The sequence below is a fragment of the uncultured Psychroserpens sp. genome, from assembly GCF_947492715.1.
In the GTDB taxonomy this organism is placed as follows: domain Bacteria; phylum Bacteroidota; class Bacteroidia; order Flavobacteriales; family Flavobacteriaceae; genus Psychroserpens.
Map to the genome: position 1 here is coordinate 59950 of NZ_CANLNS010000010.1, position 16173 is coordinate 76122.

Below are 16173 nucleotides of genomic sequence, written 5' to 3' on the forward strand. Positions count from 1 at the left end.
GAAGTATGATTAGTAGCGTTTTCTGTTTTTATTTTTTTTATGATGCGACTTTTTATTGTTAGAATATTTCTTCTTGTTTCGCATTAAACTTGATGAGTCCGATAAATCTTCATCACTTCCCCTTAAGTTGATTTGACCTCCTGAGAGCTCAAATAAATGCTCAAAAATAACATCGTCTTCAACGGTATCTTTATTCCAGTTTAAAAAGCATTTTTTCATGTGGTTAGCAATAGTATATACCAATGCTTCCTTTAGCTCCCCATCTTCCCATGTATTGGCTACATCAATCATTGTTTTAATATTATTTCCGTAGAAACGATATTTTGGATGATTTTGTGGGTATCTTAACGGTTCTGGACTTTCGTTTAACTCCTCCTTTGAAGGTTTTGGATAAGGTGAATCTGCATCCAATTCAAAATCGGCCATAATAAATAGCTGATCCCATAATTTATGTTGAAAATCTGGCACATCCCTTAGATGCGGCTGCAAATTTCCCATGACATTAATAATGGATTTTGCCACCTTATTGCGCTCTTCCTTCGTTGGTAAATCTTTGGCGTAATTTATCATTTTCTGAAGATGTCTTCCATACTCAGGAATAATCAAATGTTCACGCTCTGTGTTGTATTCTAAATCGTCTATCAAAATATAAATTTGTGTAGTATTTGTATATCATGCTCGAAGTACATCTGCATGTGCTTGCAAAATACAAAAAAATAGTTATCGAAACCGCTTTTTATAAAGAAATAACGCCTTCTACTTTATCAGCTACTTCCTTATATTTAGCGATAACAGCATCGGGATCTTTCATCTGTAAATTTACCGATACACTTGTATATGTTCCTTTTCCAGACTCTTTAGTATTAATTACAGCTCCTAGGTTATCAAACAAACCTTCTATCTGCTTAATCTTCTCAGGATCTGTTGGTACAATAAACTTATAAAGATATTCTGAAGGCCAGCTTGCAGTTTCGTACAATTGGTTCCTTAATTTTTTGTAAAATTCTTCTGATTTTTTTTGTGCACTCATAACATTTTTTCTTCGGAAACAAAGATACATTTTACTTTGCATTTTGCTTTACCTAATTATTGTTAATTTTACAACCAAAACCTTGCCAATTTGAATACGAGAAAAATTGTTATAACTGGTGGACCTGGAACGGGGAAATCGTCCATTATAAATGAATTAATATCTAGAAATCATATCTGCTTTGAAGAAGTTTCAAGACAGGTGACTTTAGATGCAAGAAGAGAGGGAATTGAACAACTATTCTTAACCAAGCCTTTACTCTTTAGTGAATTGCTTCTCAAAGCAAGAACTCAACAATTTTTAGATGCCGAAACCATTGAAAAAGAACTTATATTTCTGGATAGAGGTTTACCAGATGTTCTTGCCTATATGGACTATGTAAAGAGTGATTATCCAAAGTACTTTACAGAAACTTGTGAGGCGCATGTTTATGATAAAGTCTTTGTTTTAGCTCCTTGGCAGGAGATTTTTGTGAGTGATAGTGAACGTTATGAAAATTTCGATCAGGCCATTGAAATTCACCATGCCTTATTAGACACGTATCAACGTTTTGGTTATGAACTTATTGATGTCCCTTTTGCAAGTATAGAACAGCGTGCAGATTTTATTCTAGACGCCTTAAATGACTAAATGGCACATCCCATTAACATATTAGAACAGTATTGGAATCATACGTCGTTTAGACCATATCAAGAAGAGATTATTGAGTCCATATTAGAAAACAACGACACCTTTGCTCTTTTGCCAACTGGTGGTGGCAAATCTGTATGCTTTCAAATTCCCGCACTTATTAAAGACGGCATTTGCATCGTTGTATCTCCGTTAATAGCACTTATGAAAGACCAAGTAAATACCCTAAAAGAAAAAGGTATTAAAGCTATGGCCATTACAAGCGGTATTAAGTATAATGAATTAGACACTCTTCTAGACAATTGTATCTACGGAAATTATAAGTTTTTATACTTATCTCCAGAACGATTACAACAAGACATTGTAAAGCATCGTATTGAGCAAATGAATGTGAATCTTATTGCTGTAGACGAGGCACATTGTATCAGTCAATGGGGAAACGACTTTAGACCAGCTTACAAAAACATAACACTTTTAAGACAACTACAACCTAGTGTAAACGTAGTCGCTTTAACAGCAACCGCTAAGCCAAAAGTTATTGAGGAAACTATGGAAGCGCTAGATTTTATATCCCCAAAGGTATTTAAAGCCTCCTTCATTAGACCAAATATAGCCTATCAAGTTGTATCTAGTGAAGATAAAATTTACGACCTAGAGCGTATATTAAAAGAGCATTCTGGGTCTTCCATTATTTATGTACGTAGCCGAAAGATGAGTATTGATATTCATAACATTTTAGAGAAAAAAGGGTTTAGTTCTACTTTTTTCCACGGCGGAATTCCAACGAAAGATAAACAAGAGCGATTATACCAATGGATGAATAACAAAAAAAACATTATGGTAGCAACTACTGCTTTTGGTATGGGAATTGATAAACCAGATGTAAAAACAGTAATACATATTAACCTACCTGAAAGTCTAGAAAGCTACTATCAAGAAGCTGGACGCGCAGGACGAAATAATGAAAACGCTTATGCTATTCTATTAACAAACGCATCTGATGAAAACGTTTTAAAAAATCAATTCATCAATAGTTTACCGTCTATCAACGATATGAAACTCGTATATAGAAAACTATGCAACTACTTTCAAATATCCTATGGCGAAGGAGAACTAACAACACATCGTTTTAATTTTAGTGATTTCTGTAAAGTCTACGGGTTTAAAAGTTCGAAAGCATTTAACACGCTCCAACTTTTAGATAGAAATAGCATAATTAAACTATCGCAACAGTTTAATTATAAAACTAAACTTCAGTTTATTGTAAGTAACACAGCAATGTTTTCTTATTTAGAAACACGCCCTCAATATAATACGATCGTCAAAACAATTTTGAGGACTTATGGTGGTATTTTTGAACATCAGCTTGCCATCAACCTTAAACTAATTGCAGATAAATCTTCCACAGATGAAAAAGAAGTCATTCGAAATTTAGAGGCACTTCAAAAGGATGGAATCGTAGATTTTTTATTTTCTAATACCGATTCTGAAGTTATTTTTCTTCAACCTCGTGAGGATGATAAAACAATACATAGAATTGCTAAAGTTGTCGAACAACAACAAGAACTTAAACGTTTTCAGGTACATTCGGTATTAGATTATGTCAAAAACACATCAGTATGTAAAAGCATACAACTACTCAATTACTTTGGCGAAGACTATAAAGATGATTGTGGTCAATGCTCTGTTTGTACATCTCGAAATAGTTCTAAAACACATTCAAATTTTAAAACAACTAGACAACACATTGTCCAAGCATTAGAGCAAAAACCTTTAAGTTCTAGAGAGTTAACAGAGCAGTTACCAATAGAAAAAGAAGACGTTATAGCATGTATACAATTACTATTAGAGCATGATATCATAGTAACAACAATAGGCAACAGATATAAATTAAAACACACATGAAGAGATCAGAATTAAAAATTATATTTATGGGAACGCCCGATTTTGCAGTAGCAACATTAAAGGCACTTGTAGATAACAATTATAATATTGTTGGTGTTATTACCGCACCAGATAAACCTTCAGGACGCGGACGAAAACTCAACCAATCTGCGGTTAAGAAGTATGCCATTGCACATAATTTAAATGTATTACAGCCTACAAATCTTAAAAATGAAGATTTTATAAAGGAACTAAGAGATCTAAATGCCAATCTTCAAATCGTTGTTGCTTTTAGAATGCTTCCTGAAGTTGTTTGGAATATGCCAAGTTATGGAACCTTTAACTTGCACGCATCTCTTTTACCAAACTATCGTGGTGCCGCTCCTATACATTGGGCTATTATTAATGGAGAAACTAAAACGGGCTTAACAACGTTTTTTATTGATGAAAAAATTGACACAGGAGCCATAATCCTTCAGGATGAAGTTGACATCCAAACTGATGAGACTGTTGGATCTCTACATGACAAGTTAATGTTTATTGGAAGTTCTCTTGTATTAAAGACCGTAGACCTTATAGAAAATGGAGATGTAAAAACAGTGATACAACCAAAAACAGCCAATTTAAAAACAGCTTATAAACTTAATCGAGAGAACTGTAAAGTAGATTGGAACTTAGATGTTGATACTATATATAATAAGATACGTGGTTTAAACCCTTTTCCTGCTGCTTGGTGCGAACTCATAAATGGTGAGGATACTTTAAACGTCAAAATTTTTAAAGTTGAAAAGGAACATCATAGCCATAGTTATGAAAATGGAGCATTATTTAGCAGTAAAGATGAATTAAAGATTGCTGTACGAGATGGTTACATAAATATTAAAGAATTACAACTTCCAGGAAAACGAAAAATGGAGGTTAAGTCATTATTAAATGGATACAATTTTGAGAGAAATGCCAAAATGCTCTAGAACCCCTGTATACATTGATATTTGAAAAATATCCGATGAAATGCAAACCTTTATTAACAAATGCTCTAAGTTATCAACAAATCCTTGTATTTCCCTTGCTATTACTTGCGTAGGTTGATTTTACGTATAAATTTGTAGACGGATTTAACGATAACGTTTAACCCAACTATTTTTTTAACAATTTTAAAATACAAATTTTATGAACAAAACAGATTTAATCAATGGGATGGCAGAGAACGCTGGAATTACTAAAGCAGCTGCTAAGAAGGCATTAGATTCATTATTAATTGACATCGAAGGATCTTTACAAAAAGGAAACAGAGTTTCTTTAGTAGGATTTGGTTCTTGGTCAGTTTCAAGAAGATCTGCAAGAGAAGGAAGAAACCCTCAAACTGGTAAAACAATACAAATCAAAGCTAAAAACGTAGTAAAGTTTAAAGCTGGTTCTGATTTAAGCAATGCTGTAAACTAGTATTTCTTTAAATAGATTACGAAAAGCTCACTTTAAAGTGGGCTTTTTTGTTTTAGATACCCTTTATGTTGAAAATTATTGGTTATTAGGAAAATATGTTTTAGATTAGTACGTAAATCATAGAAAAAAATGATTAGCTCAAAGCCCAAAAAAGGACATCTTTTAATAGCCGAACCGTCTATTATTGGCGACTTATCTTTTAATAGGTCAGTTATCTTATTGGCCGATTATAATGAGCAAGGATCTATTGGGTTTATTTTAAACAAACCTCTTGAGTATACACTAAGAGATCTGATTCCAGAAACCGAAGCTACATTTAAGGTTCATAATGGTGGCCCTGTTGAACAGGATAACCTATATTTTATTCATCAAGTTCCAAATTTAATTCCTGATAGTATAGAGATTTCACATGGTGTCTTTTGGGGAGGAAATTTTGATGCCGTCTTAGAGCTACTAAACGATAATAAACTAACACCAGCAGATATAAGATTTTTTCTAGGATATTCAGGCTGGGATGCTAAGCAATTAGACAGTGAACTCGAATCTAATGCTTGGATAATTTCTGAAAATGTTTATAAAAATGAACTTATTGAAAAGTGTTGCGATTCATTTTGGAAGGAAAAAATGTTAGAACTTGGAGGAGATTACTCGCTATGGTCGAATGCTCCAGAAAATCCTAGTTATAACTAAGACAATCTCAACTTCGTATTTAATCGTCTCAAAATATCTTCGGAAACTTTAGTACTATACTCCTTTTTACGATATTTCAAAACTGGTTGAATACCAATAATAACATTAGAAATAAACAATTCATCAGCTTTTTGAAGCTCAAAAGGAGATATCGAGGCTTCCTCTAAAATATAATCTCCAGAATTCAATATCACATCAGAAATTTGTTTTCTCATAATACCCTTTATACAACCATCATTTAATGGAGGAGTCTTAATGGTTTCGCCAGATACCATAAACACATTCCCTTGTAGTGCTTCAATCACATGTTTATTGGTGTTTAACAACAAGCAATTATCAAAATTATTTTCCTTAGCATAAATACTAGCTAAAACATTTAAAGCTCTGTTATTGGTTTTTAAAGTAGACAATAATCCAGGGGCAACAAAATGGTCTTTATATAAGTCTACAGTATAAGTCTGTACCGTAGATGCCAAATAAAAGTCGCTTTGTAATGGTTCAACTACAATATAATATGATATTTTTTCATCTTTTGGAAGATACTTACCTCCTACACCCCTATTTATATTTAACCTAACTCTAGCGGTTGACTTAATAAGTGTGTTGGCTTCAACAGTCTTTAAAATTTCAGCTTCAAGAAATTCCATAGTGAAATTCATAGGAATATCCATGCGCATGATACGCATAGAAGCCATCAATCTGAAATAATGATCTTCCCAAAACAAAATTTTACCATGAACAACTTTCATCGTTTCAAAAAGGGCATCCCCATAATTATAACCTCTATTATCATGGGTTATAATCTCCGTGTCTTCTGTCAGTTCACCGCTAAGATTTATCATAAAAAAGTCTCGATTAAAAATCGAGACAAATATAAAACTAATATGATTCACAAGTTCTAAGCAGAACCTAAAACTTGTTTTAAACTTGAAATTTGATTATCCCAAAGCATTTTTACTTCTTCAATTTCATCATCTTCTGAAAAATCAGTAACAATAATTGAGACATCTTTGGTTATTTCATCTACTTGAATTCGTATTTCAAAAAAGTAAGAAGCTCCATCTTCTTCATCATTTAGCCATCTAAACTTAATGCGTTCTCCGCTTTTCTTACTCAACAATTTCGCTTTTTCCTCACTTCCGTCCCAAATAAACGTAAATAACTCTCCTCTCGAGTTAACATTATCAGCAAACCATTCCGATAATCCAGAGGGTGTAGATATATATTGATATAAAAGTTGTGGCGAAGCGTGAATAACAAACTCCATCTCAATTTTAATTTTGTCTTCCATAGGTATATAATTATGTTGTCAATATATACATTAATTGTTGAGTTTAAAACTAAAAGTCAAAAAAAATAATTTGCGCATTTTATGTTTGTTCAGATAAATTTTGTTTTTATATTTGCACCCTCATAAATGGCGAGGTAGCTCAGTTGGTTAGAGCGTCGGATTCATAACCCGGAGGTCGGGGGTTCAAATCTCCCTCTCGCTACAAGAAAACCTAATGTCTTCATTAGGTTTTTTTTTGTCCTTATCTAACGGTTGTTATGTTACCGTTTAACGATTCTCCTCTAAAATTCAATATTTGCCCCAAAAACCTTAAAATTTCTGAAAATCTTAAAATTTTAACAATTCATTGGTTTTCAGTCAATTAATTCTTACACAATAATTTTCAAATGTTAAAAAAATGCATTTCAACGGTTTTTTTTGCATTTTGTGGAGTAAAATTGAAATAAATTGATATATTAGCGACCTAATTAATTGACATAAATTCATTAAACCCCAAACTAATGAGAAAAATTACCTGCTTAATTGTGCTACTATTTTTAGTAGTTCAAACTTCATTTGCGCAAGAAACTTACAAGCGCATTATCATTAATAATAATTCTGAAACCACCTTACAAACCTTACTAAATATTGGTATTGATTTAAGATGTGGAGCAGTATACAAAGACAATACTATTCAATTAGAATTGTCAATGGAACAATTAAACCAAATTGATAATGCCGGAATTAAATACAACGTTACCGTTGAAGACCTTACGCAATTCTATCAAGAAAGGAGTCATTCCGAAATAACAATAGATGATGCTTATGCTCAATTTAAATCAAGTAATCAACCTAGTGTAAGTAATCGATCGATTGCAAGTACCATCCTTGATAACTATTTACAGTATACTGGATGTGAAGAAGTCGATTGGACAAAACCAACTAATTATCATCAAGGATCCCTTGGTGGTTGTTTAACAGTTGACGAAATGGAAACAGAACTGGACGAAATGTTTGCTAACTATCCCAGTCTAATTTCGGCTAAGGCAGATGCCTCTCCAACCAATCAAACAACCTGGGGAAACCCATCAGGTACAATTACTAATAACGGATTAACATATACAGGACAAGGAACTACCAGATGGAACCCTAAAACTATATGGTATGTGAGGATTACTGGAGACCAATCTTCCCCTGAAGGAAGCAAACCTCAAATACTGTATACATCGATGATACATGCTAGAGAGGTAAGTAGTTTAATGAGTAACATGTACTTCATGTGGTATCTTCTTGAAAACTACAATACAGATCCTGCTATTAAAAATTTAGTAGACAATAATGAATTATATTTTATTCCAGTTGTAAACCCTGATGGCTTGCGCTGGAATCAGCATTTAAATTCTGGTGGTGGTACGTTCCAAAGAAAGAACTGTAGACCAAATACAGGTAGTACCTCTAACTCAACCGCAACAAGAGGTGTTGATGTTAATAGAAATTTTGATTACCTGTGGGGAGCAGATGGAGACTCAAGTGGGTCATCGGATGTGCCTTCAAGTGACACCTATAGAGGCCCTGCCCCTTTCTCTGAACCCGAGGCACAAATTTTAAGAGATTTCGTTTTAGCTAGAAATTTTGAAACTTGCTTGATGCATCACTCTGCGGCTAATGCTATTCCGCATCCATATGGAGGTGTTCCTACTCGTGTGTCAAATAGAGAAGACGAAATGCACCAATGGCACGAAGATATGTCTAGATTTAATAGATATGTATCTGGAGCAACAATTTTCACTCCTGCAAATGGTATTGCCGATGATTGGATGTTAGGTGGTACTGCAGATAACGGTAACACAACTAGTAATGCTAATAATTCATATCCAAATGATAGTAGCCCTGCGTCCGTAGGGTCTGGTAGAAATATCTTAGCGTCTACTCCTGAACATGGTAGTTTTGGAAGTGAAGGAGGTTTCTGGCCTAATCCAACGCAAACCAATGGTATATCTGAAATCGAAATCATTGCTGCAAGAGCAGTTAGAATTAATTTAATGAATGCCTATTATGGAGGTAAATATGCAAAACTGCACGATTTAACCCAAAGTGATATTAATACACTTACTTCCAATTTAACCTTCGGTATTGAACGTATTGGACAAACTGCAAGTAATTTTACATTAACTGTAACTCCTATTTCAGCCAATATTGTTTCTATAGCTTCTGTTCCTGTTCAAACTGGAATGAACATTTTAGATCAAAACAATGTGACTGCCCAAATCGTTTTAAACGGAAGTATTCAACCTAATGATAAAATTGAATATAATGTGCAATTGTCAGATGGTACAAATGTATTTTATGATATAAACGTTGAAAAATATTATCAACCTACAGTAATTTTGGCCGATGATCCTGATGCAAATTCAATAACCACAAACTGGAATTTATCTGGTACTTGGACTGCGTCAAATGCCGTAGGTGCTGCATACTCTGGTAGTCGTGCGATAAAAACAGGTAATAATGCTATCTCGTCTTATGGTTCAAACCAAAATACATCTATTACCACAAATACGCACGATTTATCAACTTCTGATGAAGTAATTATTCAATTTTATACAAAATGGGATTTAGAGCGTAACTTCGATTTTGTTGAATTCGAAGGATCTACTGATGGAACCAATTGGATCTCACTTTGTGGTATTTATAATAAACCAAATGCTACAAGTTTCACCACCAATGAGCATGGAGATAAAACCTCTACAAGTCACTCTTTCCAACAAAATAACAACAGTAGCGGTAGAGTTTATGATGGTGATCGTATGGACAAATGGGTAATGGAAGAAGTTGTTATTGATGCAACGAACCACGCTGCTTTATTCCAAGCTCCGAATGCTCGATTTAGATTTAGGTTTAGGACAGATGGCAATAACAGATTTGAAAACTATTCAGCCAACGCAGAAGGTTTTTTTATTGATGATTTTAAAATTATTGGACTTCAGGTTCCTTGTGATAATAGTTTAGCGCCTTCAAACCTAGTTGTAAACTTGGTAACCCCTACTTCTGCCTCAGTGTCATGGGATAATATCCCTTCAGCTACATATGATGTAAGATATAGAGAAATTGGGGCTGGTTCATGGAATACCATCACAGATATTGCAACAAATTCATATAATATTACTGGACTTTCAGAAAACACAAACTATGAAGTACAAGTCGCTACAAGGTGTAGCACTACGGCTTCTTCATATTCAACTTCTGAAAATTTCACAACACCAAGTGCTGTTCCTTGTACTGGAAGTTCTATAAGTTCTTTCCCTTACTCTGAAAGTTTTGAAGTTGCTAACTCATTTGGCTTATGGACAAATGATACGGGCGACGACTTCGATTGGACCAATAAAGCAGAAGAAGGCGATGGAAACTCAACACCTTCTGCTGATACTGGACCATCATTAGCATCAGACGGAAGTCGTTTCATATTCATCGAAGCTTCTAACCCTAATTTCCCAAGTAAAATAGCTCGACTCATAAGTCCGTGCTTAGATTTTACAGGAAGAGAAAATGCTGCCCTTTCATTTGATTACCATATGTTTGGTGGTTTTATAGGTGTGCTTACAGTAGACGTTAGTATTGATAATGGCGCTAATTATGCAACTTTAGGCGATTATACCTTATCTGGCGCACAACAAAATGCTCATACAGACGCTTGGAAAACTCAAAACGTAGATTTGTCATTATATGATGGACAATCTATAAAACTAAGATTTAGTGCAACAACGAGCTCTGACGGGTCAACAGGATGGCAAGGTGATATTTCATTAGATAACTTCGGAATTACATCTGATGTTGCCACTGGCTCTGCACCTCCTAATGCCGTATGCCAAAATATTACCGTACAATTAGATAATACTGGAAACGCAACGATAGTCCCAACAGATATTGATGGCGGTTCTACCGATGATGTTGCCATTACTGGACGAAGCATTAACATTAATTCTTTTGATTGCAACGACATAGGAACAGTCAATGTAACACTTACAGTAACCGATGGAGATGGTCAAGATGATACTTGTGTTGCCGTAGTAACTGTTGTTGACCAAATAGATCCTGTATTTGCAGGAGTTCCTTCGAACATCACATTAACCTGTGGAAATAACCAACCTTCTTGGACAGACCCAACCGTTACTGATAATTGTGGTACCGGTTTAACACCAACTCGAACAGATGGTACTGGTTTAAATAGCGGTAGTGTTTTTCCTAGCGGACTAACAACTATAAGTTATTCTGTAAATGATGGTAATGGAAATATCAATACAGCGTCTTTTAATGTAAATGTAGTAGTTGATAACCAAGATCCATCTGCTGTATGTCAAAATATTGCAGTACAATTAGATGTTAACGGAAATGCAACTATTACAGCTGCAGATATAAACAATGGTTCTTCTGATAATTGTGGTATTGCATCAATTGCGGCTTCTCAAACAGCATTTACCTGTGCTGACGAAGGAGCTAACAATGTAACTTTAACCGTAACTGACACCAATGGGAATGTTGATACTTGTGTCGCAGTGGTAACTGTTTCATTACAAGATGCTCCTACCGGATTAGACTGTTGGGAATCGGCCAATTATAATTATACAACTTGTAGATGGGTAGTCACTGGATCACAACCAGCAGAACCTGCAACAGAATGTTATGAAACGGCAACATTTAACAATACGACGTGCTCGTGGGATGTCACTGGTAGCCAGCCTGCAGAACCTGCAACGGAATGTTATGAGACTGCAACCTTTAATAATACGACTTGTTCGTGGGATGTCACTGGTAGTCAGCCAGCAGAACCTGCAACGGAATGTTATGAGACTGCAACGTTTAACAATACGACGTGTTCATGGGATGTAACTGGATCACAACCAGCAGAACCTGCAACTGAATGTTATGAAACAGCAACCTTTAATAATACAACGTGTTCATGGGATGTAACTGGATCGCAACCAGCAGAACCTGCAACAGAATGTTATGAGACTGCAACGTTTAATAATACGACTTGTTCGTGGGATGTGACTGGATCACAACCAGCAGAACCTGCAACGGAATGTTATGAAACTGCAACCTTTAATAATACGACTTGTTCATGGGATGTAACTGGTAGTCAGCCTGCAGAACCTGCAACTGAATGTTATGAGACTGCAACATTTAATAACACGACTTGTTCGTGGGATGTGACTGGATCACAACCAGCAGAACCTGCAACGGAATGTTATGAAACGGCAACATTTAATAACACGACTTGCTCGTGGGATGTGACTGGTAGTCAGCCTGCAGAACCTGCAACAGAATGTTACGAGACTGCAACCTTTAATAACACAACGTGCTCATGGGATGTCACTGGTAGTCAGCCTGCGGAACCAGCAACAGAATGTTATGAAACGGCAACCTTTAACAATACAACGTGCTCATGGGATGTGACTGGTACGCAACCAGCAGAACCTGCAACGGAATGTTATGAAACTGCAACCTTTAACAATACAACGTGCTCATGGGATGTCACTGGTAGTCAGCCTGCAGAACCTGCAACTGAATGTTATGAAACGGCAACCTTTAATAACACGACTTGTTCATGGGATGTAACTGGTACGCAACCAGCAGAACCAGCAACAGAATGTTATGAGACTGCAACATTTAATAACACGACCTGTTCATGGGATGTCACTGGATCACAACCAGCAGAACCTGCAACGGAATGTTATGAGACTGCAACCTTTAATAATACAACGTGTTCATGGGATGTAACTGGTAGTCAACCAGCAGAACCTGCAACGGAATGTTATGAAACTGCAACGTTTAACAATACGACGTGTTCATGGGATGTCACTGGATCACAACCAGCAGAACCTGCAACGGAATGTTATGAGACTGCAACCTTTAACAATACAACGTGTTCTTGGGATGTAACTGGTAGTCAACCAGCAGAACCAGCAACTGAATGTTATGAGACGGCAACCTTTAACAACACGACTTGTTCATGGGATGTCACTGGATCACAACCAGCAGAACCTGCAACAGAATGTTATGAGACTGCAACGTTTAATAACACGACTTGCTCGTGGGATGTAACTGGTAGTCAACCAGCGGAACCTGCGACAGAATGTTATGAAACAGCAACCTTTAACAATACGACTTGTTCATGGGATGTGACTGGATCACAGCCAGCAGAACCAGCAACGGAATGTTATGAGACTGCAACATTTAATAACACGACGTGTTCATGGGATATAACTGGTAGTCAACCAGCAGAACCTGCAACAGAATGTTATGAAACGGCAACATTTAATAATACAACGTGCTCGTGGGATGTCACTGGTAGCCAGCCAGCAGAACCTGCAACTGAATGTTATGAAACGGCAACCTTTAATAACACAACGTGCTCATGGGATGTCACTGGTAGTCAGCCTGCAGAACCTGCAACGGAATGTTATGAGACTGCAACATTTAATAATACAACGTGCTCATGGGATGTGACTGGATCACAACCAGCAGAACCTGCAACAGAATGTTATGAAACAGCAACCTTTAACAATACGACTTGTTCATGGGATGTGACTGGATCACAACCAGCGGAACCAGCAACAGAATGTTATGAGACTGCAACCTTTAACAATACAACGTGCTCGTGGGATGTAACTGGATCACAACCAGCAGAACCTGCAACGGAATGTTATGAGACGGCAACCTTTAACAATACAACTTGTTCATGGGATGTAACTGGTAGTCAACCAGCAGAACCTGCAACTGAATGTTATGAAACTGCAACCTTTAACAATACGACTTGCTCGTGGGATGTTACTGGTAGTCAACCAGCAGAACCAGCAACAGAATGTTATGAAACAGCAACCTTTAATAATACGACGTGTTCGTGGGATGTCACTGGTACGCAACCTGCAGAACCTGCAACAGAATGTTATGAAACGGCAACATTTAATAACACAACGTGTTCATGGGATATAACTGGATCACAACCAGCAGAACCTGCAACAGAATGTTATGAGACTGCAACGTTTAATAACACAACGTGTTCATGGGATGTGACCGGATCACAACCAGCAGAACCTGCAACTGAATGTTATGAGACTGCAACATTTAATAATACGACTTGTTCATGGGATGTCACTGGATCACAACCAGCAGAACCTGCAACGGAATGTTATGAGACTGCAACATTTAATAACACGACTTGCTCGTGGGATGTAACTGGATCACAACCATCAGAACCTGTAACAGAATGTTATGAAACGGCAACCTTTAATAATACAACGTGTTCATGGGATATAACTGGTAGTCAACCAGCAGAACCTGCAACGGAATGTTATGAGACTGCAACGTTTAATAACACAACGTGTTCATGGGATGTCACTGGTAGTCAACCAGCAGAACCTGCAACAGAATGTTATGAAACGGCAACCTTTAATAACACAACGTGTTCTTGGGATGTCACTGGTAGTCAGCCAGCAGAACCTGCAACGGAATGTTATGAAACTGCAACCTTTAACAATACGACGTGCTCGTGGGATGTAACTGGTAGCCAGCCAGCGGAACCTGCAACAGAATGTTATGAAACGGCAACCTTTAATAATACAACGTGTTCATGGGATGTAACTGGTAGTCAACCAGCAGAACCTGCAACAGAATGTTATGAGACTGCAACCTTTAATAATACGACTTGCTCGTGGGATGTAACTGGTAGTCAGCCTGCAGAACCTGCAACGGAATGTTATGAAACGGCAACGTTTAATAATACAACGTGTTCATGGGATGTAACTGGATCACAACCAGCAGAACCTGCAACTGAATGTTATGAAACGGCAACCTTTAACAATACAACGTGCTCATGGGATGTCACTGGTAGTCAACCAGCAGAACCTGCAACTGAATGTTATGAAACGGCAACCTTTAATAACACGACTTGTTCGTGGGATGTGACTGGATCACAACCAGCAGAACCTGCAACGGAATGTTATGAGACTGCAACATTTAATAACACGACCTGTTCGTGGGATGTCACTGGATCACAACCAGCAGAACCTGCAACAGAATGTTATGAAACGGCAACCTTTAACAATACGACGTGCTCGTGGGATGTAACTGGTAGTCAGCCAGCGGAACCTGCAACGGAATGTTATGAGACTGCAACCTTTAACAATACGACCTGTTCATGGGATGTAACTGGATCACAACCAGCAGAACCTGCAACGGAATGTTATGAGACGGTAACCTTTAATAACACGACTTGTTCATGGGATATAACTGGTAGTCAGCCTGCAGAACCAGCAACGGAATGTTATGAGACTGCAACATTTAATAACACGACTTGTTCGTGGGATGTCACTGGTAGTCAGCCAGCAGAACCTGCAACGGAATGTTATGAGACTGCAACGTTTAATAATACGACGTGTTCATGGGATGTAACTGGATCACAACCAGCAGAACCTGCAACAGAGTGTTATGAAACGGCAACATTTAATAACACGACTTGTTCGTGGGATGTCACTGGATCACAACCAGCAGAACCTGCAACAGAATGTTATGAAACGGCAACATTTAATAATACGACTTGCTCGTGGGATGTCACTGGTAGTCAGCCAGCAGAACCTGCAACGGAATGTTATGAGACTGCAACCTTTAATAATACGACTTGTTCGTGGGATGTCACTGGATCACAACCAGCAGAACCTGCAACAGAATGTTATGAAACGGCAACGTTTAACAATACGACGTGCTCGTGGGATGTAACTGGTAGCCAGCCAGCAGAACCTGCAACAGAATGTTATGAAACTGCAACATTTAATAACACAACGTGTTCATGGGATGTGACTGGATCACAACCAGCAGAACCTGCAACAGAATGTTATGAAACAGCAACATTTAATAATACGACGTGTTCTTGGGATGTAACTGGTAGTCAGCCTGCAGAACCTGCAACTGAATGTTATGAGACTGCAACATTTAATAACACGACTTGTTCGTGGGATGTCACTGGTAGTCAGCCAGCAGAACCTGCAACTGAATGTTATGAAACGGCAACGTTTAATAATACGACTTGTTCATGGGATGTAACTGGATCACAACCAGCAGAACCTGCAACGGAATGTTATGAAACGGCAACGTTTAATAACACGACCTGTTCGTGGGATGTCACTGGATCACAACCAGCAGAACCTGCAACAGAATGTTATGAAACGGC

At 37.2% G+C, this 16173-nt stretch carries 10 protein-coding genes and 1 tRNA gene; 7 read left to right on the forward strand and 4 right to left on the reverse strand.

Annotation, left to right across the window (positions count from 1 at the left end):
* Positions 1-9: 9 nt before the first annotated feature.
* Both Q0787_RS18430 and Q0787_RS18435 read right to left on the reverse strand, forming a co-directional pair.
* On the reverse strand, positions 10-645 hold the full coding sequence (locus tag Q0787_RS18430; RefSeq protein ID WP_298904661.1) for a DUF4290 domain-containing protein: 636 nt from the start codon (positions 643-645) through the stop codon (positions 10-12).
* A 91-nt stretch (positions 646-736) separates the two neighbouring features.
* On the reverse strand, positions 737-1030 hold the full coding sequence (locus tag Q0787_RS18435; protein WP_298904664.1) for a DUF493 domain-containing protein: 294 nt from the start codon (positions 1028-1030) through the stop codon (positions 737-739).
* Positions 1031-1120: 90 nt separating this feature from the next.
* Here Q0787_RS18435 and Q0787_RS18440 point away from each other — a divergent pair, with 90 nt between their 5' ends.
* The 5 genes from Q0787_RS18440 to Q0787_RS18460 all read left to right on the forward strand — a co-directional run bounded on the left by Q0787_RS18440 (position 1121) and on the right by Q0787_RS18460 (position 5677).
* Positions 1121-1660: an ATP-binding protein gene (locus Q0787_RS18440; protein ID WP_298904667.1), complete on the forward strand. Its 540-nt coding sequence runs from the start codon at positions 1121-1123 to the stop codon at positions 1658-1660.
* Positions 1661-3565: an ATP-dependent DNA helicase RecQ gene (locus Q0787_RS18445; protein WP_298904670.1), complete on the forward strand. Its 1905-nt coding sequence runs from the start codon at positions 1661-1663 to the stop codon at positions 3563-3565.
* Positions 3562-4515 carry a methionyl-tRNA formyltransferase gene (gene fmt, locus Q0787_RS18450; protein ID WP_298904673.1) on the forward strand — a complete coding sequence of 318 codons (954 nt, stop codon included), beginning with the start codon at positions 3562-3564 and terminating at the stop codon, positions 4513-4515. The genes Q0787_RS18445 and fmt overlap by 4 nt, the downstream gene beginning before the upstream one ends.
* Positions 4516-4714: 199 nt before the next feature.
* Positions 4715-4987 (forward strand): HU family DNA-binding protein, encoded by a 273-nt coding sequence (locus Q0787_RS18455; protein ID WP_091424321.1) that lies wholly within the window; start codon positions 4715-4717, stop codon positions 4985-4987.
* Positions 4988-5116: 129 nt separating this feature from the next.
* Positions 5117-5677, forward strand: coding sequence for a YqgE/AlgH family protein (locus Q0787_RS18460; protein WP_298904688.1), 561 nt, complete (start codon positions 5117-5119; stop codon positions 5675-5677).
* On the opposite strand, the gene Q0787_RS18465 is transcribed toward Q0787_RS18460, so the two are convergent.
* Together Q0787_RS18465 and Q0787_RS18470 are read right to left on the reverse strand one after the other, a co-directional pair.
* Positions 5674-6519 (reverse strand): aminotransferase class IV, encoded by an 846-nt coding sequence (locus Q0787_RS18465; protein WP_298904691.1) that lies wholly within the window; start codon positions 6517-6519, stop codon positions 5674-5676. The genes Q0787_RS18460 and Q0787_RS18465 overlap by 4 nt on opposite strands.
* 56 nt (positions 6520-6575) lie before the next feature.
* The gene (locus Q0787_RS18470; protein ID WP_298904694.1) at positions 6576-6968 is read right to left on the reverse strand and encodes an START-like domain-containing protein; all 393 of its coding nucleotides are present in this window, start codon (positions 6966-6968) and stop codon (positions 6576-6578) included.
* Positions 6969-7096: 128 nt separating this feature from the next.
* Here Q0787_RS18470 and Q0787_RS18475 point away from each other — a divergent pair.
* Together Q0787_RS18475 and Q0787_RS18480 are read left to right on the forward strand one after the other, a co-directional pair.
* Positions 7097-7170 (forward strand) — tRNA-Met (locus Q0787_RS18475).
* Positions 7171-7468: 298 nt separating this feature from the next.
* A partial coding sequence (locus Q0787_RS18480) for a M14 family zinc carboxypeptidase (RefSeq protein WP_298904697.1) occupies positions 7469-16173 on the forward strand: 8705 nt, incomplete at its 3' end.

What these genes read in the sequence shown, in the direction of transcription:
- Q0787_RS18435 (WP_298904664.1), bottom strand. Translation starts at nt 1,030, where the DNA reads ATGAGTGCACAAAAAAAATCAGAAGAATTTTACAAAAAATTAAGGAAC.
- Q0787_RS18445 (WP_298904670.1), top strand. Translation starts at nt 1,661, where the DNA reads ATGGCACATCCCATTAACATATTAGAACAGTATTGGAATCATACGTCG.
- fmt (WP_298904673.1), top strand. Translation starts at nt 3,562, where the DNA reads ATGAAGAGATCAGAATTAAAAATTATATTTATGGGAACGCCCGATTTT.
- Q0787_RS18455 (WP_091424321.1), top strand. Translation starts at nt 4,715, where the DNA reads ATGAACAAAACAGATTTAATCAATGGGATGGCAGAGAACGCTGGAATT.
- Q0787_RS18460 (WP_298904688.1), top strand. Translation starts at nt 5,117, where the DNA reads ATGATTAGCTCAAAGCCCAAAAAAGGACATCTTTTAATAGCCGAACCG.
- Q0787_RS18465 (WP_298904691.1), bottom strand. Translation starts at nt 6,519, where the DNA reads ATGATAAATCTTAGCGGTGAACTGACAGAAGACACGGAGATTATAACC.
- Q0787_RS18470 (WP_298904694.1), bottom strand. Translation starts at nt 6,968, where the DNA reads ATGGAAGACAAAATTAAAATTGAGATGGAGTTTGTTATTCACGCTTCG.